Source organism: Streptomyces sp. SYSU D01066-1, from assembly GCF_054956795.1.
The window spans coordinates 45,152-67,271 of record NZ_JBUDHV010000012.1; the positions used below are offsets into that span (position 1 = coordinate 45,152).

16 protein-coding genes and 1 tRNA gene are annotated in these 22,120 nt (G+C 74.3%); 6 read left to right on the forward strand and 11 right to left on the reverse strand.

Going from position 1 to position 22,120, the window contains the following annotated elements:
- Positions 1-4: 4 nt before the first annotated feature.
- From ACY1JF_RS14415 to ACY1JF_RS14425, 3 genes are all read left to right on the forward strand, one after another.
- Positions 5-1,819 (forward strand): 1-deoxy-D-xylulose-5-phosphate synthase, encoded by a 1,815-nt coding sequence (locus ACY1JF_RS14415; protein ID WP_462705499.1) that lies wholly within the window; start codon positions 5-7, stop codon positions 1,817-1,819.
- Entirely contained in the window at positions 1,816-2,967 is a 1,152-nt protein-coding gene (ispG, locus tag ACY1JF_RS14420) for a flavodoxin-dependent (E)-4-hydroxy-3-methylbut-2-enyl-diphosphate synthase (protein WP_462705500.1), read from the forward strand. Before ACY1JF_RS14415 ends, ispG begins: the two co-directional genes overlap by 4 nt.
- A 417-nt stretch (positions 2,968-3,384) precedes the next feature.
- Entirely contained in the window at positions 3,385-4,026 is a 642-nt protein-coding gene (locus ACY1JF_RS14425; protein ID WP_462705501.1) for a helix-turn-helix transcriptional regulator, read from the forward strand.
- On the opposite strand, the gene ACY1JF_RS14430 is transcribed toward ACY1JF_RS14425, so the two are convergent.
- From ACY1JF_RS14430 to ACY1JF_RS14475, 10 genes are all read right to left on the reverse strand, one after another.
- Positions 4,019-4,852 carry a transmembrane-type terpene cyclase gene (locus ACY1JF_RS14430; protein ID WP_462705502.1) on the reverse strand — a complete coding sequence of 278 codons (834 nt, stop codon included), beginning with the start codon at positions 4,850-4,852 and terminating at the stop codon, positions 4,019-4,021. The two genes, ACY1JF_RS14425 and ACY1JF_RS14430, sit on opposite strands and share 8 nt — an antisense overlap.
- A 97-nt stretch (positions 4,853-4,949) precedes the next feature.
- Positions 4,950-6,143 (reverse strand): acyl-CoA dehydrogenase family protein, encoded by a 1,194-nt coding sequence (locus ACY1JF_RS14435; protein WP_462705503.1) that lies wholly within the window; start codon positions 6,141-6,143, stop codon positions 4,950-4,952.
- Between the two features lie 2 nt (positions 6,144-6,145).
- Positions 6,146-6,535, reverse strand: coding sequence for a limonene-1,2-epoxide hydrolase family protein (locus tag ACY1JF_RS14440; RefSeq protein ID WP_462705504.1), 390 nt, complete (start codon positions 6,533-6,535; stop codon positions 6,146-6,148).
- Positions 6,536-6,537: 2 nt separating this feature from the next.
- A complete protein-coding gene (locus tag ACY1JF_RS14445; RefSeq protein ID WP_462705505.1) occupies positions 6,538-8,328 on the reverse strand; it encodes an FAD-dependent monooxygenase in 1,791 nt (596 codons plus the stop codon).
- Between the two features lie 41 nt (positions 8,329-8,369).
- Positions 8,370-8,585: a ferredoxin gene (locus ACY1JF_RS14450; RefSeq protein WP_462705601.1), complete on the reverse strand. Its 216-nt coding sequence runs from the start codon at positions 8,583-8,585 to the stop codon at positions 8,370-8,372.
- Between the two features lie 23 nt (positions 8,586-8,608).
- The gene (locus ACY1JF_RS14455) at positions 8,609-9,778 is read right to left on the reverse strand and encodes a cytochrome P450 (RefSeq protein ID WP_462705506.1); all 1,170 of its coding nucleotides are present in this window, start codon (positions 9,776-9,778) and stop codon (positions 8,609-8,611) included.
- A 56-nt stretch (positions 9,779-9,834) separates the two neighbouring features.
- Positions 9,835-10,860, reverse strand: a complete 1,026-nt coding sequence (locus ACY1JF_RS14460; protein WP_462705507.1) for a polyprenyl synthetase family protein — start codon at positions 10,858-10,860, stop codon at positions 9,835-9,837.
- Positions 10,861-11,017: 157 nt separating this feature from the next.
- Positions 11,018-13,015 carry a tryptophan 2,3-dioxygenase family protein gene (locus tag ACY1JF_RS14465; protein ID WP_462705508.1) on the reverse strand — a complete coding sequence of 666 codons (1,998 nt, stop codon included), beginning with the start codon at positions 13,013-13,015 and terminating at the stop codon, positions 11,018-11,020.
- Positions 13,016-13,043: 28 nt separating this feature from the next.
- Positions 13,044-14,033, reverse strand: a complete 990-nt coding sequence (locus ACY1JF_RS14470; RefSeq protein ID WP_462705509.1) for a polyprenyl synthetase family protein — start codon at positions 14,031-14,033, stop codon at positions 13,044-13,046.
- A gap of 192 nt (positions 14,034-14,225) precedes the next feature.
- Positions 14,226-16,961, reverse strand: a complete 2,736-nt coding sequence (locus tag ACY1JF_RS14475) for a LuxR C-terminal-related transcriptional regulator (RefSeq protein ID WP_462705510.1) — start codon at positions 16,959-16,961, stop codon at positions 14,226-14,228.
- A gap of 197 nt (positions 16,962-17,158) precedes the next feature.
- Between ACY1JF_RS14475 and ACY1JF_RS14480 the strand changes: the two genes are divergently transcribed.
- Positions 17,159-19,936: an AAA family ATPase gene (locus ACY1JF_RS14480; RefSeq protein ID WP_462705511.1), complete on the forward strand. Its 2,778-nt coding sequence runs from the start codon at positions 17,159-17,161 to the stop codon at positions 19,934-19,936.
- Positions 19,937-20,588: 652 nt separating this feature from the next.
- Here ACY1JF_RS14480 and ACY1JF_RS14485 read toward each other — a convergent pair.
- Positions 20,589-20,662, reverse strand: a tRNA-Pro gene (locus tag ACY1JF_RS14485).
- A gap of 99 nt (positions 20,663-20,761) precedes the next feature.
- Between ACY1JF_RS14485 and ACY1JF_RS14490 the strand changes: the two genes are divergently transcribed.
- Both ACY1JF_RS14490 and cobF read left to right on the forward strand, forming a co-directional pair.
- Positions 20,762-21,268: a DUF309 domain-containing protein gene (locus ACY1JF_RS14490; RefSeq protein WP_462705512.1), complete on the forward strand. Its 507-nt coding sequence runs from the start codon at positions 20,762-20,764 to the stop codon at positions 21,266-21,268.
- 24 nt (positions 21,269-21,292) lie between these two features.
- The gene (cobF, locus tag ACY1JF_RS14495) at positions 21,293-22,069 is read left to right on the forward strand and encodes a precorrin-6A synthase (deacetylating) (RefSeq protein WP_462705513.1); all 777 of its coding nucleotides are present in this window, start codon (positions 21,293-21,295) and stop codon (positions 22,067-22,069) included.
- Positions 22,070-22,120 lie beyond the last annotated feature (51 nt).

Sequence of the window (22,120 nt, forward strand, 5' to 3'; positions counted from 1 at the left end):
AGACGTGTCATCGAATGTGCTCGGCCGGATCACCGGTCCGCGGGAGCTGAAGGAACTGCCTCCCGAGCAGTTGCCCGAACTGGCGCGCGAGATCAGGGAGTTCCTGGTCGACAAGGTCTGCGCCACCGGAGGACACCTCGGCCCCAACCTCGGCGTGGTGGAACTGACCATCGCGCTGCACCGGGTCTTCGACTCGCCGGCGGACCGCATCGTCTTCGACACCGGCCACCAGTCCTACGTCCACAAGATCCTCACCGGCCGGCAGGCCGCCTTCGACACGCTCCGCGCCACGGGCGGACTGTCCGGTTACCCGCTGCGCGCGGAGTCCCCGCACGACCTGGTGGAGAACTCGCACGCCTCCACGGCCCTGTCCTACGCCGACGGCCTGGCCAAGGCGCAGCGGCTGCGCGGCGAGGAGCACCGCCGGGTGGTCGCGGTCATCGGGGACGGCGCGCTGACCGGCGGCATGGCCTGGGAGGCCATGAACAACCTCGGCAGCGGCAAGCGGCCGGTGGTGGTGGTCCTCAACGACAACGGCCGCTCCTACGATCCCACGGTCGGCGGGCTGGCCGAGCACCTGGCGAAGCTGCGGGGCGGCGGGCACCCGGGCCCGACCCTGTTCGAGACGCTCGGCTTCGCCTATCTCGGCCCGGTGGACGGGCACGACATCGCCGCCGTCGAACTGGCCTGCCGGCGGGCGAAGGACCTGGAGCGGCCCGTCGTCGTGCACTGCGTCACCGACAAGGGCCGCGGTTACCCCCCGGCCGAGAACGACGAGGCCGACCGCATGCACGGCATCGGTGTCCTCGACCCCGCCACGGGCCGGCCGCGGGGCGGTTCGTCGCCGGGCTGGACCGGCGCGTTCGGCGCGGAGCTGGAGCGGATCGCCGCCGAGCGGCCCGACGTCGTCGCGCTGACGGCCGCGATGCTGCGCCCGGTCGGCCTGCACGGGTTCGCCCGGCGGTTCCCGGACCGGGTCTTCGACGTGGGCATCGCCGAGCAGCACGCGGTCACCAGCGCGGCGGGGCTGGCGATGGGCGGCCTGCACCCGGTGGTCTGTCTCTACGCCACCTTCCTCAACCGCGCCCTCGACCAGGTCATGATGGACGTGGCCCTGCACCGCCTGCCGGTGACGTTCGTGCTGGACCGCGCGGGGGTCACCGGCCCCGACGGGCCCAGCCACCACGGCATGTGGGACCTCGCCCTGCTGGGTGCGGTGCCGGGGATGCGGGTGGCGGCGCCGCGCGACACCGTCCGGCTGGCCGAACTGCTGGGCGAGGCGCTGGCCGTCGACGACGGTCCCACCGCGCTGCGGTTCCCCAAGGGCGGTGCCGGTCCGGAGATCCCCGCGCTGACCCGCATGGAGGGCGTGGACATCCTGCACCGCACCCGGTCCCGGCCGCTCGACGTCCTGCTGGTCTGCACCGGCGTCCTCGCCGCCCCTGCGCTGGGGGCGGCGGAGCTGCTGGCCGAGGAGGGCGTCGGGGTGACCGTCGTCGACCCGCGCTGGGTGCTGCCGGCCAACCCCGCCCTGACCCACCTGGTGTCCCGGCACCGCGTCGCGCTCTGTGTCGAGGACGGGGTGCGCTCCGGCGGTGCGGGCACCGCGCTGGCCCAGGCCTGCGCCGAGGCCCGGGTCGCCACCGCGGTGCACGCGCTGGGACTGCCCCGGGAGTTCCTGGACCACGGTGAACGGCCGGCCGTCCTGGCCGGACACGGCCTCACCGCGCGGTCCATCGCCGCCGCCGCGCTCGCCCGGCACCGCGCCGCGGCGGCGACGCACCCGTCAGCACCCCTTCCCGAAAGGACACCCCGGTGACCCAGGTCGCGCTCGGTATGCCCGCTTTGCCGCCCGCCGCCCTCGCCGAACGCCGGCCCACCCGTCAGTTGCGGGTGGGGTCGGTCGGGGTGGGCAGCGACCACCCGATCTCGGTGCAGTCGATGACCACGACCGTGACCGCCGACGTCAACGCCACCCTCCAGCAGATCGCCGAACTCACCGCCGCCGGCTGCGACATCGTCCGCGTCGCCTGCCCGAGCGCCGACGACGCCGAGGCGCTGCCCGCGATCGCCGCGAAGTCCAAGATCCCGGTCATCGCCGACATCCACTTCCAGCCGAAGTACGTCTTCGCGGCCATCGAGGCCGGGTGCGCGGCGGTGCGGGTGAACCCGGGCAACATCAAGAAGTTCGACGACAAGGTGGGCGAGATCGCCCGCGCGGCCAAGGACCACGGCACCCCGATCCGGATCGGGGTGAACGCGGGGTCGCTGGACGCGCGCCTGATGCGCAAGTACGGCAAGGCCACCCCGGAGGCGCTGGCCGAGTCGGCGCTGTGGGAGGCCTCGCTCTTCGCCGAGCACGGCTTCCACGACCTGAAGATCTCGGTCAAGCACAACGACCCCGTAATCATGATCCGCGCCTACGAGATCCTCGCCGAGAGCTGCGACTACCCGCTGCACCTGGGGGTCACCGAGGCGGGTCCGGCGTTCCAGGGCACCATCAAGTCCGCCGTGGCGTTCGGCGCGCTGCTGCGCCAGGGCATCGGCGACACCATCCGGGTCTCCCTGTCGGCTCCGCCGGTGGAGGAGGCCAAGGTCGGCGGGCAGATCCTGCAGTCGCTGAACCTGCGGCCCCGCAAGCTGGAGATCGTCTCGTGCCCCTCCTGCGGCCGGGCCCAGGTGGACGTCTACAAGCTCGCCGAGGAGGTCACCGCGGGGCTGGAGGGCATGGAGGTGCCGTTGCGGGTCGCCGTGATGGGGTGTGTGGTCAACGGTCCCGGGGAGGCGCGCGAGGCCGATCTCGGTGTGGCGTCCGGCAACGGCAAGGGGCAGATCTTCGTCAAGGGGAAGGTCGTCAAGACCGTGCCCGAGCACCGGATCGTGGAGACCCTCATCGAGGAGGCCATGGTCCTCGCCGAGACGATGGAACCGGTCGACGGGGGCTCGGTGTCGGTCGTCGCCGGCTGAATGAGGGATTCCCCCTGAAGAAACAGGAACACCGCGCTCAACCGGCTCCCCGAGGCCGGCCTCAGTATCGTTCTTGACATCGTTTTCCGACTGTCTCGGACCACTTCAGGCCACTCTCGGGGAGCTTTGACGTGTTGGCACAGTACGACCCGCAGCCGGACACGCACACGACACCGGCTCTGCGACGAACAGCGAGGATCCGGCGCCAGGACCTCGCCCACGACTCAGGGATGCGCAGCGGGACCACCCGTCCGGGCCCGTCCCGCGACCGGGCCGCCCGGTCGCGTCGCCCCTCCCGGACGTGTTGAGCGGACGACACCGCGGACAACGCCGACCGGTTCAGGAATCACTACCTCGGCGCCTGGCGTCCCGACCGGATGTCTTGGCGCACACGCTGTCTTTCCTGGAGGATTCACCATGATCGCCAACACCACGGTACGTTCGACAAGAGCGCTGGTGCGGGCTCCGGACCCGCTCACGCAGTCGGCGGTGAGCGGTCATCTCGACGCCGCGCCGAACATCGAGGTGGTGTCGGAGGAACGCCCCGACCCCGTGGATGTCGCCGTGGTCGTCGCCGAACGGATGACCGTCGAGGTGACGTCGTTGCTGCGCAGGATCAAGAACACCCTCCGCGTGCCGGTGGTGCTGATCCCCTCGGAGATCGACCGGGCCGACCTGTTCACCGCGGTGGAGTGCAACGTGGTGGCGGTGCTGCCGCGGGCCGCCGCCACCAGCAACCGCATCCGGGAAGCGGTGCAGACCGCGGCGGCCGGCGGTGGCGTCTACCCCACCCAGTTGCTCGGCGAGCTGCTGCGGCAGATCGAGCGGATGCAGCGCGAGGTGCTGTCACCGCACGGCCTGCACACCTCCGGACTGACCCCCCGGGAGATCGATGTGCTGCGGCTGATGTCGGAGGGCCTGGACACCGCCGAGATCGCCGACCGGATGTGCCTGTCGGAACGGGCCGTCAAGCGCGTCGTCTGCGGGGTCACCCGGCGGCTGAACCTGCGCAACCGGCCGCACGCGGTGGCCTACGCGCTGCGCAACGGCGTCATCTGACCGGACCGCGGCGCCGCTGATCCCGCCCGGCACCGGCTTTTGCCGGGCCGGGCACGGCGGAGGCGGCGGGGACCGCGCGGGCGCCGGGGACGGCGGGGGCCGCGGGGACGGCCGCGGGTGTACGCCACGCCCACAGCGGCCGTCCCTCCCGGCGCATCGTCCGGCGCAGCAGCACGACGTAGGCGATGTCCAGGGCGACGTAGGTGGGCACCAGCACCTGGAGCAGGTGGTGGGACGGGTAGACCACGAAGGCGGTCAGGCCGGCGAAGAGGGAGCCCACGAGTTTGGCGACGGCGAGCTGCGTGGACTGCCCCGCGCTGGACCCGCGCCGCTTGAGCAGCAGCAGGAACGAGGCGCTCAGCGGCACCTGGATGACCATTCCGGTGTACATGCCGTCCCGGTCGTGGAACTCGTTGGCCCCGACGACGACCACCACCGCCGCCCACAGGAGCACACCGGCGAAGCTCCACCGGAAGGCCCTGGGGGTGAGGGCGGGGTAGTCGCGCGGTCCGTACCGCAGCGCCTGGCAGAGCAGGACGGCGTTGAACATCACCCACAGGACGTTGATCTGGCGCTGGGTCGGGGTCTGCTCCAGCACGAAGGTCAGGCTGAACTCCCAGGCGAAGTTCACCGCCACCAGGTAGGCGGGGATCCCCACCCGCCGGTCGGTGACGGCCTGCCGGATGGCCAGCACGTAGGTCAGCAGCCAGCCGGCCGCGGTCGGCCCGGCCAGGGCCCAGAAGAGCGCGTCCGGTACGTCGGCCGGCCCCTGGGTGACCGGTGCGACCTGCGACATCGGGATGAGGACGGGAGGCAACCAGACCATGGTGTTCCTCGGGTGAGTGGGCGGGGCAGAGGCTGGGCACGGGCCGGGGACCGGACGCGGCTCAGAAACTGGGCACGGGTCAGAGGCTGGGCACGGGTCAGAGGCTGGGCACGACGAGGTCCAGGCCGAAGAACGAACCGCCGTACAGTTCCCGCCCGATGCGGGGGTTGAGCAGGGCGTGGCGGGCCGCGGTGTTGGCGTCGCGCCAGTACTGCTGCAGCGGGTTGGACTCGGCGAAGGCGGCGGCCCCGTGGGCCCACATCAGCTCGTCGAGGGCGACGGTGACGAGGTTGACCGCCTGGCCGACGTCCCCGCGGATCCGCCGCAGCTCGCTCTCGGGCAGGTCCACGGCCGCGCGGGCGGCCGCGTCGATGACGTCGGCGGCCCGGTCGACGTGCAGTTCGGCCGCGTCGATCGTCAGGGCCGTCTGGCCGAGCGCCGACACGAAGGTCTGGGAGTCGGGCTGGCTGGTGTACGTGCTGGGCGCGATGGATCGGCCGGGCGCCCGGTCGACGACGAGGGCGAGCGCGGCCTGGCCGATGCCGACCACCACGGAGGCGCAGACGACGCCCATGGCCGCGATCGCGGCGGTGCGGAACAGCGGTGGCAGGGTGGTGTCGGTGGCGTTCTCCCGTCCCCGCTGCACCTCGGCCGGGATCACCCGGTGCTCGGGGACGAAGACCTCCCGGAGCACGACGGTGTGGCTGCCGGTGCCGCGCATGCCGACGGTGTGCCAGGTGTCCTCGACCGTCAGGTCCGCGGCGGGCACCAGCAGGGAGAGCCCGCCCGCCGGCCGGCCGTCCCCGTCGACCTCCTTGGCGACCAGGATCGCCCAGTCGTCGTGCAGGATGCCGGTGGCGTACGGCCAGTTCCCGGTGAGCAGGAAGCCCCCGTCGGTGCGGACCGCGGTGCCCGTGGCCGCGAAGACCGAGGCCAGTTTGGCGCCGGGATGGTTCCCGAACACCTCGTCGCGGGCCGCCCGCGGGAACTTCGCGGCGAGCAGGTTGGAGCCGTTGATGTTGTTGACCACCCAGGAGGTGGACGGGCAGTGGTGGGACAGGGCCTTGGCGACCTCGCTCATGGTGCGGACGTCGGTCTCCAGGCCGCCGTAGGCGCTCGCGGTCCACAGCCGGCTCACCTGCGACTCGTCGATCGCGCGCACCGTGGCCTCGGGCAGCCGCCGCTCCCGCTCCCCCTCGGCGACGCCCTCCGCGAGGACCGGGCCGAACTTGTGGACCCGGCTCACCAGGTCGGCCCGGAGGTTCTGCGGTTCTGTCCGGTCGTTCGTCATGGTCACCAGTCCGGGCGCTCGGAGATGAGGTGGGTGTGGTCGTAGTAGTCCCGCCAGGCGCTGATCCGGCCGCCGCGCAGCTCGAACGCCGCCATCACCCTCAGGTTCAGCGCGATCGGGGTGCCGTCGGCGCGGAGCATGTTCTCGATCCGCTCGGCCAGGACGGTGTCCCCGTCGGTGGCCAGGTGCCGGAAGCGGACCTCCAGTCGCGCGAAGTCGGCCGGCAGCAGCGCGAGGATCTCCTCCTTGCCCCGGCACACCGGGGCCCCCGGGTTCTCCCACACGCAGTCGTCGGTCAGGAAGCCGTCCACGGTCTTCCGGACGTCGTCCGGGGTCGGCCCCATCCGGGTCAGGAAGTCGTGGACGACGCGTTCGGCGTCGGTGGCGGGCACGGTCAGCTCCCGGTGGTGGTCGCGTCGGCGTGCCCGAGGATCCGGCGGAGCGCGGCGCCGAGTTCCCGGTCGGCGGCCGGGCCCGCGTGCGCGCTGCGCCAGGCTATGTGCTGGTCCGGCCGGACCAGGACGGCGCCGTCGTCACCGGTCCCGCGCACCGCGCCCCAGGTGCCGTCGGCGTCCCAGTAGTCCGCCGCGCCGGCCCGGCCGCCGACGGAGACCACGGTGAGCGGCACCCCGAGGGCGTCCTCGGCCTTCTTCGCCGCGACCGACCAGCACTCGCTCAGCGGTCCGGTGATCAGCGTGAAGCCGGTCCGGCCGGCGACCAGGTCGTGGGTCGACACCCGGGTGTCGCCGTGCCGCAGCCACGCGTGCGGCAGCCGGTGTCCCGGCCTGGTCACCGGGTGGTACGTCGCGCCCGTGGGGTCCCGGGGCGGCGGCTCGGTGCCGTCGGGGACCACCGCGCCGGCCGGGTAGGAGTGGCCGAGTTCGATGTCGTGCGCCTGGTACTCGATGCGCTGGGTGCCGAACACCTCGCGCACCACGGTCCGCCGGGTCTGTCCCAGGGGGGTGTCGGAGAGGAGTTCGGCGAAGTTGGCCCGGGTGGCCTCGGGCCGGCCGTGGACCACGCCGAGGCTCGCGAAGAGCACCCCGTAGTTGAGCAGGCAGTTCATCGCCCAGCCCACGTTGCGCCGGGCGACGGGCAGCCGTTCCGCCTCGTAGGAGTCGAGGAGCGCCTCGCCGGCCCGGCCGTCGAGCACGGCCCCGAGCTTCCAGGCGAGGTTGTGCGCGTCCTGGACGGCCGTGTTCAGGCCGCCCCCGGCGGCGGGCGGCTGCCGGTGCGCGGCGTCCCCGGCGAGGAAGACCCGCCCGGACCGGAAGGACCGGGCGACGACGGCCTCCGGCCGGTACTCGCTGACGTGGTGGATCCGCACGTCCACATCCCGTGGCAGCTTGAGCAGTCGGCGCACCCGTACGGCGATCGCCTCCGTACCGAGGTCCGCCTCGGCGCCCGGCGGCACCCGGAAGTGCAGCGCCCACTCGTCGGAGGCCAGGCCCCAGCGGGGCCCGGTCGCCACCACCACGGAGACCTCGCCCTCGGGGCTGATGATGTGGGTCATCAGCACCGTGTCACCGGGCCACCAGCGCGACAGGTCGGCGCTGAAGTGGACCGAGATGATGGTGAAGCCGCCTCCGGCGCCGTCCATCGCCACGCCGAGCGCCCTGCCGACGCTGCGGCCGCCGTCGGCGCCCAGCAGGTAGCGGGCGCGTACGGTGCTCACCTCGCCGGTGCTCCGGTCGGTCACCCGCGCCGTGACGCCGTGCTCGTCCTGGGTGAAGCCGGTCATCTCGTGGTGGAAGAACAGGCTGTCCGGGGCCCGCCGTTCCGCGTGCCGGCGCAGCAGCGGTTCGAGCCGGTGCTGCGGCAGGTTGGTCGACGGGCCCGTGCTGTCGGCCGCGTACGGCCCGGTGGGGCTGCCGCCGCCGAAGGACTCCATCCGGTGCAGTTCCCGGGCGTCCACCGGGCCGTCGCCGGCCAGCGAGGTGCTCCAGACGACCTCGCTCATGTTGCCCGGCGGACAGCTGATCCCGTAGACGTCCTCGGCGATGCCGTACTGCCGGAATATCTCCATGGTGCGCTGGTTCAGGTAGTGCGCCCGGGGCAGGACCGACGTCGACTCGCGCCGCTCCACCAGCAGGTGGCGCACGCCCGCGCCGGACAGGAAGACCGACGCGGCGAGTCCGCAGCCGCCGCCGCCGACGACGAGAACGGGCACCTCTGTGTCACGCATTGCTTTCCCTCAGGGGTCGGGCGGGCTTCTGTCCGAGCGGGTCACTCATGGTGGACCGGTGGGTTCTCGCGCAGGGTGATGACCGCGGCCGGGCATCGCAGGGCCGCCTCCCGGACCGCCTCGTGCCGGTGCCGCGGCGGCGCCGCGTCGAGCACGACGACGGTGCCGTCCTCGTCGCTCTGGTCGAAGACCTCGGGTGCGACCGCGGCGCAGTTGCCGACCGCCAAGCACCGGCTCGCGTCGACCTCGACCTCCATGGCCGTCTCCCTCTCCTGGCGGGTCACCAGGCGACCGGCAGGCTGTTCACCCCGAAGACCAGGGCGTTGGTCCGGTAGTCCAGCTCGTCGTGCGGGACGGCCAGCCGCAGGGTGGGGAACCGGGTGAACAGGGCCGGCAGCGCGACCCGCAGTTCCATCCGCGCCAGCTGCTGGCCCAGGCACTGGTGCGGGCCGAAACCGAAGGTGAGGTGGCGCTGCGGGGGGCGGCGGACGTCCAGCCGGTCCAGGTCCTGGTCGGCCGGGCCGAGGTCCCGGTTGGCGGCGAGCACGGACGCCACGACCCGCTCGCCCTCCTTGATCTCCTGGTCGCGTACGCGGATGGTCCCGGACGCCTGGCGCGGCAGGACGGTGGCCGGCGCGCAGTACCGCAGCAGTTCCTCGACGGCCCCGTCGACGGCGTCGGGGTCGTCGCGCACCACGGCGAGCTGGTCGGGGTGCTGGAGCAGCAGGGCGACGGCGGCCGACAGGGTGCTGGCGATCGTCTCGTGCCCGGCGATGAGCAGCATGTTGCCGATGCCGGCCAGCTCGCTGTCGGTGAGCTGGTCACCGAACTCGCGCACCACCCGGCCCAGTACGTTGTCACCCGGCTCCTCGCGGTGACGGGCCACCAGCCCCGCCATGTAGGCCTCCATCTCGGCGGCCTTCTGCATCTGCACCTCGCGGCTGGTGCCGAAGTCCAGCGCGACGGCGGTGCGGCGCTGGAACTCCTCCCGGTCGTCGTAGGGCACGCCCAGCAGTTCGCAGATGACGAGCGTGGGGATGGGGGTGCAGAACAGCCGCACCAGGTCGGCGCCGGGCCCGGCCTCCTGGAGCGCGTCCAGCGAGGAGTCGACGACGCCCTGGATCTGCGGGCGCAGCTCGCGGGCCCGCCTGGTCGTGAACGATCCGGTCAGCATGCGCCGCAGGCGGGTGTGTTCGGGACCGTCGTAGCTCAGCAGGTTGCCCGCCTGGTACGGCATGGACCCGCCCATGCGCAGCTGGTCGTCGGCGAGCACGCTCTTGACGTCCTCGTACCGGGTGACGACGACCGCGTCGAAGGAGCCCAGCAGCGGGCTGGGCACCTGGACCCGGCGCAGTTCCCCGTCCTTCTGCGCCTCGTACAGCTCCTGGACGGGCGCGAACGGGCAGCCGTCGGCCCGTCCCCCGATGGGGATCGCCGTGGACTCGGTCATGGGTCGGCCTTTCTGTTCGGCAAGGAGGAGTTCGGGAAAAAAAGGGGGGTGGGGTGTCAGAGCTGCCGGCCGAGTACGAACCCGGCGACCTCCAGGAACTCGCCGCGCACGTCGTCGGGGATCTCGGCGGTGGCCAGGCACGTCTGCGCCGCGGTGATCTGCCGGGCCGCCTCGCCCTGGGCCCAGTCCCGTCCCCCGGCGCGCTCCACGAGGTCGGCGACGCGTTCGACGGCGCGCTCGGTGAGGGGTTCGGGGCTCAGGTACAGGGCGCGCAGTTCGTCCGTGCCGGGCGCGTTGAGGGCCGCCACCACGGGCAGCGACTTCTTGCGGACCCGCAGATCGGCCCCGACCTGTTTGCCGGCCCGGTCCGGGTCGCCCCAGATGCCCAGCAGGTCGTCCACGAGCTGGAAGGCGAGGCCGATGTGTTCGCCGAAGGCGGTGAGCCGTTCGACCAGGTCCGGTCCGCCGCCCACCAGGTCGGCGCCGAGCGCGCAGGCGCAGCCGAGCAGCGCGCCCGTCTTGTCGCCGGCCATGCGCAGGCACTCGGTCAGGGTCACGTCGTCGCGCCGTTCGAACGCGACGTCACAGGCCTGGCCGTCGATCATCCGCTGGGTGGCGGCCATCAGGGACGCGGTGGCGGAGCGGGCCCCCGCGCCCGGCGCGGTCAGCAGCACGGAGGTGGCCGCGGTGACCATCGCGTCGCCGGCCAGGATGGCGTTCGGCGCCCCGAAGACCGTCCAGGCGGTCGCCCGGCCCCGGCGGGTCCGGTCACCGTCCATGATGTCGTCGTGCAGCAGGGAGAAGTTGTGCACCAGTTCCACGGCGAGCGCGGCGGGCAGCCCGTCCGCGGCGGACGCGCCCGCCGCCCGCGCCGACAGCAGGGCCAGGGTGGGCCGGACCATCTTCCCGCCCCAGCTGCCGGTGGGCCGGCCCTCGGCGTCGGTCCACCCGAAGTGGTACTGGGCGATCCGGCTCGTCTCCGGCCCCAGGTGGGCGCGGACGGCGTCGCGCAGGGCGGGGCCGAGCATCGTACGGCCGGTGTCGAGCACCGGGGAGTCGCTGCGGACCGGGGTCGTCGTCATGAGCCCCACCGGCCACTCGCGCGGCGGGCCGGGAGCCGGTCCGGGAGCCGGTGGGGGGAAGGGACCGGGAGTCGGGGGACCGTCCGGGACCGGTCCGCGCGGGAACGGTCCGGGAACGCGCTCTGTCGCATGCTGCACCTTCATCGGCTGGAGGCGGTCACGGCGTGGGCAGGTCACGGGAGGCGGGCCGGGCGGTACCCAGCAGGGTCCGCCGCAGGACCCGCGGGTCGGTGAGCAGGGTGCGGGGCGGGGCCAGCAGGAAGAGGACGTCGCGGTTGGCGGCGCACACCACCGGATCGCTCGGCACGCGGTCGCGCACCCGGCCCAGGTAGCGGTCGACCAGCCGGGCGAGCGGGCCGGTGCGCACCGCGTTGCCGGTGGCCCCCGGCATGGGGCTGTCCGCGCCCGTCGCCACCTCCCACGCCCAGCGGGAGGAGTCCAGCACCGCCCGTTGCAGGGCGTACGCCGTCGGGACGAGCGGCCCGGCCAGTTCCCTCCTGAGGGCGACCGCGTTCCCGGCCGCCGCGGACAGGCCCTGTCCGTAGACGGGGTTGAGCGCGCACAGCGCGTCCCCGACGACCAGCAGTCCGGTGCCGCCCCGGCCCAGACGGTCGTAGCGGCGGCGCCGGTTGGCGGTGTGCCGGTACCCCACGGGCCGGGCGAGCGGCCGGGCGGTGCTCAGCCACTTGTGGACGGCGGGGTGCGGCAGCAGGCCGGCGTAGTCGACGAAGCCCTCGGGGTCGGTGGGCGGTGTGCGCTCCCGCGGTCCGGAGAGGGTGACCATCCAGCGGCCGTCCTCGGCGGGCAGGACGATCGCGCCGAACGGCTGCCCGGCGTCGGGCACGATGTAGAAGCCTCTGAGGCCGGCGTCCGGGTCGTCGGCGTGGAAGACGCAGGTGGCGTACGCCCGTCCGGTCTCCACCACCTCCTCGGCGGGGGCCCGGCCGCCCAGTTCGGTCAGCCACCGGGGGGTGCGGCTGGCCCGTCCGGTGGCGTCCACCACGAGGTCGGCCGCCAGTTCCCGCCGCGCGGGGTGGTCGCCGCGGTCCCGGACGGCGACGCCGGTGATGTGTCCGGGAGCGCCGAGCAGTCCCGTCACCTCGGTCCCCGTCCGCACCTCGATGCGCGGGTCGGACAGGATCCGGCCGCGGACGCGGTGTTCCAGAAGGGGGCGGGACGGGGTCATGATCGGCCGGGACGGGTTGCGGCGGGATATCCACCGCTCCGCCTGCCACACCCCGAGGTCCCCCGGCACCGCGAGCCGTGGCGCGCCCGCCTCCGTCAGCTCGGGCAGCAGACCGGGCAGCAGTTCCTCCAGGGCGCGCATGCCGCTGGTGAGCAGGACATGGGTGTGGCGTGACTGGGGCACCCCCGCGCGGGGTGCGGGGCCGCCCTCGTAGTGGTCGCGTTCGAGTACGGTCACCCGTTCCGCGTGGTCCGCGAGGACGTGCGCGGTGAGCAGCCCCGCCACACTGCCGCCCATGACGACCACGTGGCCCAGCGGGGAGCGGACGGACGGGGCGGACCGCGGCCCGGGCCGGGGGGTGTTCCCGGGGGCCGGGTGGGCCCGCGGGGCAACCGGCCGCTCGGGGCGCGGTGGGCCGTCCAGCCGGGCGGCCAGGAAGCCGGCGCCGGAGGTCTGGCCCGTGCCGGGCAGCTCGCCCAGCATGTGCCTGACCATCTCCAGGTGTGTGCTCCGCCACCGCCGTACGGCGTCGTCCAGCTCGCCGACCAGCCGGTCCTTTTGCGGCGTACGGTCCTCGCCGCCGTTCCTCGTCAGCCGCCTGACGCGGGTGAACAGCTCCCTGAACTGCTCCGAGTCCAGCCCGCTCGCCGTACCGAACCGGTCCCGGAACCGCAGGAAGTCCTCCCGGCGCAGCGTGTGGCGCAGCAGCGTCAACTGCCCGGTCAGGGCGTCCACCAGCCGTGTCACGCGCTCCAGCCGGTCGGTGAGGCACCGCTGTCCGCACGGGGCGGACTCGATGTGCCTGAGGTCGACGAGTGCCTGGCTGAGCAGGGTCTCGGACGCCTGGTGGACGACGATGAAGAGCCGTTCGCTGTCGCTCAGGTCCCGCTGTTCCGCCGGGGTGAGCGGCTGCTGCAACGAGAGCAGTTCGTCCAGACGCAGGTACGACGCGTAGGTCGGGGAGGACATCGGGCCAACTCCTCGGGGTGGTTCCGCGCTACACCAGACGGCCGGGCACGGTGAGGTCCATCAGCGCGTCCCGGTGCACGCCGGGCGGCAGTGCCTGGAGCGCCGTCGCGGCCATCCGCACATGACGGTGCGACACCTCGCGGGCCGCCGCGACGCCGTCGTGGGCGTGGACCAGCTCCACCATGGCCTCGTAGCGCTCGGTGACCGGTACGGAGACGTCGGCGAGCAGGCGCTCGATCCGCCGCCGCTGGTGCGCGGCGGCCCGTTCGTGGGCGAGCAGCACCGGCAGGGTGGGCCGGCCGTTGCGGACGTCGGAGACGTTCGGCTTGCCCGCCCGCGTCCCGTCGTAGGCCATCAGGTCGTCGCGTATCTGGTACGCGATGCCCAGCTGGTCGCTGTACTCGCTGAGCGCCTTCAGGGCCGTGTCGTCGGCGCCGCCGAGGGTGGCGCCGACCCCGCAGGCCATCCACAGCAGGGCGCCGCTCTTGTCCGCGATCATGTCGAGGTAGGTGTCGACGGAGCAGATGCCCCGGCTCATCCGGATCTCCCGCAGGGCCGCGTCGCCGATCCGCAGCCCGGCTTCGGCCAGCACGGTCAGCGCCCGGGCGACGCGCGCCGGGCAGGCCCCGGCCTGCCGGCACTCGGCGAGGGCGGCGAAGCCGTGGAAGAACAGTCCGTCCCCGCCGACGATCGCCGCCGCCGGCCCGAACACCGTGTGCGCGGCCGGCTTGCTGCGCCGTTCCCCGTCGCTGTCGATGATGTCGTCATGCATCATCGCGCCGACCTGCACGCACTCGACGGCCACCGCCGCGGGCAGGACGGTGGCCATGTCACCTCCCACCGCGAGACTGGACCGGATCACCAGCCAGGGGCCCATCATCTTGCCGAAGGGCATCAGCCCGTACCGCACCAGTTCGTCGAGCCCCGAAACGTCGTGCGGCCACCGGTTCTCGACCTCGGTCCGCACGATGTACGCCACCTCGGGATCAGCGACCTGAGGCACATCGATGTCGGTCATGAACACGACGTTAGGCAGGCCGTACCAGGGCTGTCGTCACCGGCGGCCGGCCTCGGCCCGAGTGGTCCCCAGGGATGGCATCTTTGACCCGGAGTCAGGACCGGGCCTGGCTCCGGCCTGGCCCGACGGGGGCCGGCGGGGCCGTCGGAGGGGCCGGAGGGACGACAGCCGCAACCGGCCCCGAAGCCGCGCTCAACTCTCCGTCCGCGCCAGCCTGCCCGCCAGGCTGGCCGCGGCCAGTTCGACGCGGGACCGGCAGCCGGTGCGGGCGAACAGACGGGTCAGGTGGTTCTCCACGGTCTTCTCGCTGACCTCCAGGCGCAACGCGATCTGACGGTTGGTCAGGCCCTCGCCGATCAGCTCGATCACGCGTCGCTCGGTGACCGCCAGTGCCTCCCGCTGGCCGCGGGCGCGCGGCGCGGGAACCCCCCGTTCGCGGGTCACCGCGCGGACGCGTTCCAGCAGCGCGGACGCGCCGCACCGGGTGGCCAGGGCGTGGGCCTCGCGCAGCCAGGGCCGCGGGTCCTCGGCGAACCGCGCGATGACGAGGCACGACGCCAGCAGTGACGGCAGGTCGCCCCGCTTCCGGGTCAGGTCGGTGGCCAGCCGGAGCCGCCGTTCGTCGCGGTGCACCAGTCCGCGCGCCAGCAACAGGCTCTCCCGCTCCACCGTCCCGGCCTCGGCGGGCAGGAGTTCGATCTCCTGGAGCAGCTCGGCGGCGCCGTCCCGGTCGTCGGCGAACACGGCGATCCGCACCGCCCGGGTCAGCAGCAGGTGCAGGCCCTCGGGCAGTCCGGCCCGGCGCAGCCGGCGGCTCACCCGCAGGGCCAGTCGCACCGCCCGCCGGTCGTCACCGGCGCTGCCGAGCACACCGACGCGCGCCCAGGCGCGCATCACGGCGACGCCGGGGACCGGTGCCACGTCGGCCAGCCACTGGGCCGCCTGCCGCGGCTCGCCGCGGGCGACGTACATGTCGGCGGCCAGCAGACGGGCCGCGTGGTGCACCAGCGTCTCCTCGGAGTCCGACAGTTCCAGTTCCCGTACGGCGGACATGGCCCGGTTCCAGTCGGCACCCGCGTAGCCGCGCACCACCCGCTGGTACACGGCGAGCACACCGGCCAGGGGGGCGCGGTGGTGGGCGCCGAGGACGAGCCGCGTCACGGTGACGACGTCGACCGTCGGGCCCGTGGCGGGCGGCCGGCCCGGTCCCGGGGCGGACACCGCCCGGCCGGAGCGGCGCCAGGCCCGCTCGTAGGCGCCGGGGTCACCGCTCAGCGCGGTGCTCAGCAGGGCCATCCGTCCGGCCGGGTCGTGGGGGTCGGCCGCCGTCTCAGCCGTTCCGCACGGCACGGGCTCCCGGCCGGGCGCCGTCGGACGGCCGAACCACCACTGCGCGAATCCGGCCGGCTCCCGGCCGGTGGTCCCCAAGTCCAGCAGCGACCGCACGGCGTCCCCGGCGGGCGGCCGGCCGGAGTGCAGGGCGACCAGGACCGCGGCGAGGCGGATCCGGACCAGGGAGCCTTGGGCGCAGCCCTGTTCCGCGTACTGGGTGAGCACGTCGCCCAGCAGCTCGTACCGGCCCGTCCGGGCGACCAGGTGCATCAGCCTGGTCAGCGTACGGGCGTGCTCCGGTTCCTGCGGGGACATGCGGCGCAGCGCGGCCACGCACCACCGGGCGGCGCTCTCCGGCCGCTCCGGCTCGGCGTCCGCGACCCGGTCGAGCAGCCACGCGACCATCGGCGGTTCCAGTACGACGGCCGCTCCGCCGCGGGCGATGTGGTCGGCGAGCGCCCCGGGGTCGGTCCCGCCGCCCCGCCGGTGCCGGGACAGCAGCCGCTCGGCGACCGCCGCGTGCAGGGCGGCACCGCGGTCGCCGCCCGCGTCCTCAATGGCCCGGGCCGCCAGGGCCGGACACCGGCAGCTCAGCCCGCCCGCCGGGTCGACGACCAGCACCTGGGCGTCGACCAGCCGGTCGAGCAGCCGGCCGCAGTCGTCGAGACGGGCTCCGGTCACCTCGGCGTACAGCGGCAGGTCGTCGACGTTCATGCCGTCCCACACGGCGACCGAGTGCAGCAGCCGCGCCGCCGGGGCGCCCAGGGCGGCGGTCCGGCGCAACAGGTGGTGACCGGCGGGCAGTCCGACCGGAGCGGTCGGGGCGCGCAGGCACAGCCGGCCGCGGAAGAGGGTCAGCCGGCCGCGCCGGCGCAGATCGGCGAGGGTGCCCAGCAGGGTGCCGGGGTTGCCGAACAGCGGTCCCAGGGCCGTGCGCAGGCGGTCCGGCACGGCCTCGTCGAGGCGTGCCCCGTGGGCGCGGCGGGCCAGGGACTCCGCGACGTCGTCGGCCAGTGGTCCGAGCGTGACCACCCGGTCGGCGGCGGCCAGCAGTTCGGCGGTTCCCGGCGCGTGTGCGGCGCTCTCGTCGCAGGTGGCCAGCACCAGGCAGCCGGCCCGGCGGGCGGCGGTGAGCACGGGGGCGGGCTCGGCGACCGCGTGCGCGTCGTCGACGAGCACCGCGGTACGGCCCCGGCCGCCGATCCTCTCGAAGAGGTTGCCCAGCGCGGTCCCCATGGCCGGCCGCCATCCGCCGGTGCCCTGTCCGGCCGCCTCGCCCAGCCGGGCCACCGTGCCGAGCGCGTCACCGTGCCCGGCCTCCGGGAACCGCTCGAACCGGTCGCGCACGGCGCGCACCAGCGGCGCGAGGGCGAACGCGTCGTCACCGCGGCTGTCCGGGCCGGCGCCCGGGCGCACCGGCAGGACACGGACCCCGGCCGCGCGCAGTGACCGCTCGGCCTCCTCCAGCAACGCGGTCCTGCCGATACCGGCCGGTCCCTTCAGGACGACCAGAGCGCCACCGCCGGCTGCCGACGCCTCGCGCAGTACCGCCAGTTCCTGATCCCTGCCCCGGATCGCGGCACGTGCTCGGGCCACCGCGGGCCTCCTCTCGTGGCGCCTGTGACGCCGTGTGCCGCCGGGTGCGGCGTGGACTCCCCCGGCCCACCGCCCCTTCGGGCCCAGGTGTCCGGGAGACGTCCGAGGCGGCTCGCCCCGCTGTCAACTGCCTGTCAACAACGCGATTGTAACGTCGGGAGGTGCTACCGGACCGGCGCTCTGGGCATACTGCTTCGGTGATCAACTACTGGCGCGGCGCGTCCGGTCGGGGCCGGGCGGCGCAACCGCTGTACGGCCGTGGCACCTCCGTCGCGCACATCGTCGACATCGCCACCTCACCGGCCGCCGCCCCGCTGGTTCTGGTCACGGGCCCGACCGGGATCGGGCGCGGCGCGGTGCTGGCCGCCGTCCAGGACGAGCTGACCGCCCGGGACCTGCCCACCCTGACCCTGCGGGTGGCGCGCGCCGAGCGCGACCGTCCCTGCTCCCTGGCGTCCCGGCTGGCCGCCGAACTCACCGCGGGGAACCCGGGCGGTGACGTCAGACGCGCGGTGCGGGCCGCCGCCCCCGGGCCGGGCCGGGACGCCGGCCGCCTGCTGGCCGCCGAACTGCGGGCGGCCCTCACCGCCTGCGACAAGCTCACCGTCCTCGTCGACGACGCGCAGTGGACCGACCCGGACTCCCGTGCCGTACTGCTGCCCCTGGTCCGCGCGCTGGCGGGCGGACCGGTCACGTTCGTCTGCGCGCTCCGCCCCTCACCGGCCGACCCGCCGGGCGAGCGGGCCGCGCTGGACCGGCTGCGCGCCGCCGGGCTCGCCGAGGTGGTGCCGCTGCGTCCGCTGTACGGGTCCGAGGTGCGCGCCCTGGCCACCCAGTACGTGCAGGCCAAGCCGTCGGCGTCGCTGCTCGCCTACCTGGGCCGGGAGTGCCGCGGCAGGCCCGCCGCCGTGCTCACCGCCCTGGCGGGGCACCGCAGGAGCGGCTCGCTGCGCGTCTTCGACCGGCACGCCTACCTGACGGCGTCGGACCGGCCGCCGTCGCTGCCGTCCGACCTGCCGCCGGTGGAGTACCTCAAGCAACTGGGCGGGCGGGTCTGGCCGGTGGCCAAGGCGATGGCCGTACTGCATCCGCTGGGCTCCGCCGCGCCCCGGCTGGCCGGCGAGGCGGTGGGCGCGACGGAGGGCGAGGTCAGCGCGGCACTGGCCGAGCTGTACGCCGAGGGGGTCCTGCGGCACGGGCCCGGGCCGGGCCACTGGAGGTTCCGGGTGCCGCTGCTGGCGTCCGCGCTGGTCACCTGCCTGGGGCCGTACGAGCGGCGCAGGCTCGCCCAGCTGGCGGTCACCGCGATCTGGGCGGGCGCCGACGCCGCGGACGACCGGTACCTGCCGGAGCAACTGGTCGCCGCCGGCCGGTTCGTGGACCCCGGGCGGGCCTCTGTCGAACTGCTCGCCAGGGGCACCGCCGCCTTGCTGGACGACGGGTACCACGCGGAGCGCTGGCTGCGCGCCGCCGTCGACCTGATCGCCGAGCCGGAGCGGCGTGCCCAGGCGCTGATCATGCACGCCTCCACCTGTCTGATCCACCTGCGGTACCACGAGGCGCTGAAGAGCGCGTGGACGGTCCTGTCCGAGTACGCCGACCTGGTCTCCCCGGAGTCCCTGCTGGAGATGGAGCTGGTCCACGTGGCCTCGCTCGGCGGGACCTCCGACATGGCGGCGCTCGCCGAGATCTGTACCGGCGGCTGGCGCTCGTTCCCGGGCGGGGAGGGGCACCGGGCCCTCACCCGCTGCATCGCCCTGTGCCACCTGGACCGCTGGCGGGAGGCGCACGAGCACTTGGAGGCCGAGCAGCGTTCCTGGCGGGGCGACAACGATGTCGTCACCGCGTTGGGGCTGCTGTTCAGCGAGTGCGTCCAGGCGGTCCTCGGCAGGACCGAACTGTTCGAGCGGGCCGTCGCCGCGCCCACCCGGTGGCCGCTGTGGACGCAAGGGGCGCGGCACCGCTTCGAGCGGCTGTCGCAGCTGGCCCGGGTGCTGATGCTGCTCGGTGATCCCGACCGGGCGGCGGAGGTGCTGGCGGTGCACCGGCTGCCCTCCGCCTACCGGCCCGTTCCCGACCGGGTGGTCGCGGACAGCCAGAGCGGGCAGTGGGACCGGGCGCTCGGTCTGGCCCGGGAGAGCCTGGCCGTCGGCCTGTCGATCGGTGACCTGCCCACCCACACCCTGATGTGCCGGGAGACCAGCGCCATCCTCGGTGCGCGCGGCCGGCTGGCCGGGGCGCGCGAGGTGATCGAGCGGGCGCGGACGGTGCAGCCCGTGATGCTCCATCTGCTGGCCGTGCCGGAGTCGTACCTGGACCGGGCCCTGGGCGCGACCGACCGGGCCGATCAGGTCGTCACGGACGCGCTCGCCCTGGCCGCCGGGGGCGGTCTGGTCGTCGGCACGGACGACCTGTGGCTGCTGAAGGCGGAGTCGGAACTGGCGGCGGGCGACCTGGCGGCGGCGCGGCGGTGCGCGCAGGAGGCGCGCGAGGTCGCCGAGCTGCTGGGCACCGGCCGGTCCCGGCTGTCCCACCTGCTCGCCGCCGCCGCGGTCCACCGCGACCACGGGTCCGCGACCGCCGCGGTACGGCTCGCGCGCAAGCGCGCGCAGCCGCTGGAGCAGGCCGACACGCTGGCCGCGGTGGTCCGCTACGGGCTGGCCGACCCGTCGCTGCTGCACGAGGCGTACGCGCTCTACGGCGACCTCGACGCGCTGCTGCGCAGGGCGCAGTTGCGGAACCTGATGCGCGCGCGCAAGGTCACCGTGCCGGGCCGGAGCCTCACCACCGCCGAGAACGAGCGGCTGCTGGCCGTCCTGGTCACCGAGGGGCTGACCAACCGGGAACTGGCGGTCGCGCTCGGGTGCAGCGAGAAGAGCGTGGAGAGCCGGCTGGGCAGACTCTTCAAACGCACCGGGTTCCGTTCGCGGGTCGAACTCGCCTCCGCGATGCTGACCGGTGAGTACGCGGTCTGACACGGCTTCCCGGCCGGGCCCCTACCATGACGACCAGCCGTTTCGTCGCCCCTGACCGTCGGTGTCCAGGGCCGTACCGCACAGCCGCTGCGCCCCCGGCCGGACGGCGGCCCCGCGCTCGGCGCCCGGCCTGGAGGCGGGCGGCGATGAGCTGGGGCGGGGTGCGGATCGCGTCCGTGGAATCCAGCAGGACCATCACCAGCGGCTGGAACGCGACCACCGTGTGTGGGCAGGCGGCCGGACGGCGGCGCCGGGAGCCGGCGCGAGGGCCTGCGCCACCAGCAGCGTGGCGATCGCACCGGTATGCCGGTGCGATCACGCCCCCGGGTTTCTCGGGACCGGTCAGGGACAGCGCGAACAGCCCCCAGGAGCCGCAGGCCGCCAGCACGGCCGGCGCGCGGTCATGGGGGAGGCCACGGATCACTCGTCACCGCCCAGCGCTGTCTCCCCCCGACGTCCGCACGACCACGGCCGCCGGTGCGGCGCTGCGCGCACACCTCACCGCGGGCCGCGCCCCACGCCCGCTCCCCATGGCCCGCTGCCCCGGTCAAGAACGCCACATACCCTACTGGTCCCCCACTGGTCCCCAAGAACGATCAAGGGCCGGTCTCGGATCTCTCCGAAACCGGCCCTGACCTGCGACTGTCTCCAGTCGGGACGACAGGATTTGAACCTGCGACCCCTTGACCCCCAGTCAAGTGCGCTACCAAGCTGCGCCACGTCCCGGTGCGGTCGCGCACGGCGTTCCGCGCGATCACGCGGTCCATACTTTACCGCACACCCCGGGGTGCCCCGTGAGCGGCTCCGGCACGGCACAATCGGCGCATGGACAGCGCATCCGCCGGCCGGGACCGGGACCGCGACGACGAGGGCAGGGCGCGCAACGCCCGGCCGAGGGACGGACTCGGCAGGCCCCTGCCGTACGGCGCGGAAGGGGTGCCCCGGCAGCCCGAGGGCGTGGTGCGCGAGCCCGAGGAGACGGTCGTGGAGGCGCAGCGGCTGCTGGACGAGGGGAAGCCGTTCCACGCGCACGAGGTGTTCGAGGACGCCTGGAAGTCGGGGCCGGAGGAGGACCGGGAGCTGTGGCGGGGGCTGGCGCAGCTCGCGGTGGGGCTGACGCACGCGGCCCGCGGCAACGTCACGGGCGGGCCCCGGCTGCTGCGGCGCGGCGCCGGCGCGGTCGAGGCGTGGGCGGCCGGGGCCGCGCAGCGGCGGCCGTACGGGATCGACCTCGCCTCCGTCGCCGGGTGGGCGCGGGAGCTGGCGCAGGACGTGGAGCGCGGCGGCACGCCCGTGGACGCGGCGGCCCGCGCACCCCGGCTGCGCGGCTGAACGGGCGTACGGCAGACTCGGGGGGTGCGGAAGATCCATGTCATCGGTATCGGCGCGGGCGACCCCGAGCAGCTCACCCTCCAGGCGGTGCGGGCGATGCGGGGCACCGACGTGTTCTTCGTCCTGGACAAGGGCGAGGTGAAGGCCGACCTCACCCGGCTGCGCCACGACATGCTCCGGGCACATGTGCCGCAGGGGACGTACCGCGTCGTGGAGGCGCGGGATCCGGAGCGGGACCGGGCGGCGGGCGGCAGCGCCTACTCCCCCGCCGTCGAGGACTGGCGTGCCGCCCGCGCCGATGTCTACGAGCGGCTGATCTCCGAGGAGCTGGGCGAGGACGGGACCGGCGCGTTCCTGGTGTGGGGCGACCCGGCGCTGTACGACAGCACGCTGGGCATCCTGGAGGAGGTGCTGGAGCGGGGGTCGGTGGAGTTCGGCTACGAGGTCGTCCCGGGGATCAGCAGTGTCTCGGCGCTGGCCGCCCGGCACCGCACCGGGCTGAACCGGGTCGCCCGGCCGGTGCAGATCACCACCGGGCGGCGGCTGGCCGAGGAGGGCTTCCCCGACGGGGTGGACGACGTGGTGGTGATGCTGGACGCCCGGCAGGCCTTCCGGGCCTACGCGGACCAGGACGTCCACATCTACTGGGGCGCCTATCTCGGCACCCCCGACGAGATCCTCGACTCCGGTCCGGTCGCCGAGGCGGCGCCGCGGATCGAGCGGCTGCGCGCCGAGGCCCGGGAGCGCAAGGGCTGGATCATGGACACGTATCTGCTGCGCCGCGCCCCCGGCGGCGGGTAGGGGCACCCGGCCGGACCGGGCCCGCGTGCGTGGCCAAGCCGGCGGTGTGAC

What these genes read in the sequence shown, in the direction of transcription:
- ACY1JF_RS14445 (WP_462705505.1), bottom strand. Translation starts at nt 8,328, where the DNA reads ATGCGTGACACAGAGGTGCCCGTTCTCGTCGTCGGCGGCGGCGGCTGC.
- ACY1JF_RS14490 (WP_462705512.1), top strand. Translation starts at nt 20,762, where the DNA reads ATGGACAGCGCATCCGCCGGCCGGGACCGGGACCGCGACGACGAGGGC.
- ACY1JF_RS14430 (WP_462705502.1), bottom strand. Translation starts at nt 4,852, where the DNA reads ATGGTCTGGTTGCCTCCCGTCCTCATCCCGATGTCGCAGGTCGCACCG.
- ACY1JF_RS14465 (WP_462705508.1), bottom strand. Translation starts at nt 13,015, where the DNA reads ATGTCCTCCCCGACCTACGCGTCGTACCTGCGTCTGGACGAACTGCTC.
- ACY1JF_RS14470 (WP_462705509.1), bottom strand. Translation starts at nt 14,033, where the DNA reads ATGACCGACATCGATGTGCCTCAGGTCGCTGATCCCGAGGTGGCGTAC.
- ACY1JF_RS14435 (WP_462705503.1), bottom strand. Translation starts at nt 6,143, where the DNA reads ATGACGAACGACCGGACAGAACCGCAGAACCTCCGGGCCGACCTGGTG.
- ACY1JF_RS14455 (WP_462705506.1), bottom strand. Translation starts at nt 9,778, where the DNA reads ATGACCGAGTCCACGGCGATCCCCATCGGGGGACGGGCCGACGGCTGC.
- ACY1JF_RS14460 (WP_462705507.1), bottom strand. Translation starts at nt 10,860, where the DNA reads ATGACGACGACCCCGGTCCGCAGCGACTCCCCGGTGCTCGACACCGGC.
- ACY1JF_RS14450 (WP_462705601.1), bottom strand. Translation starts at nt 8,585, where the DNA reads ATGGAGGTCGAGGTCGACGCGAGCCGGTGCTTGGCGGTCGGCAACTGC.
- ACY1JF_RS14425 (WP_462705501.1), top strand. Translation starts at nt 3,385, where the DNA reads ATGATCGCCAACACCACGGTACGTTCGACAAGAGCGCTGGTGCGGGCT.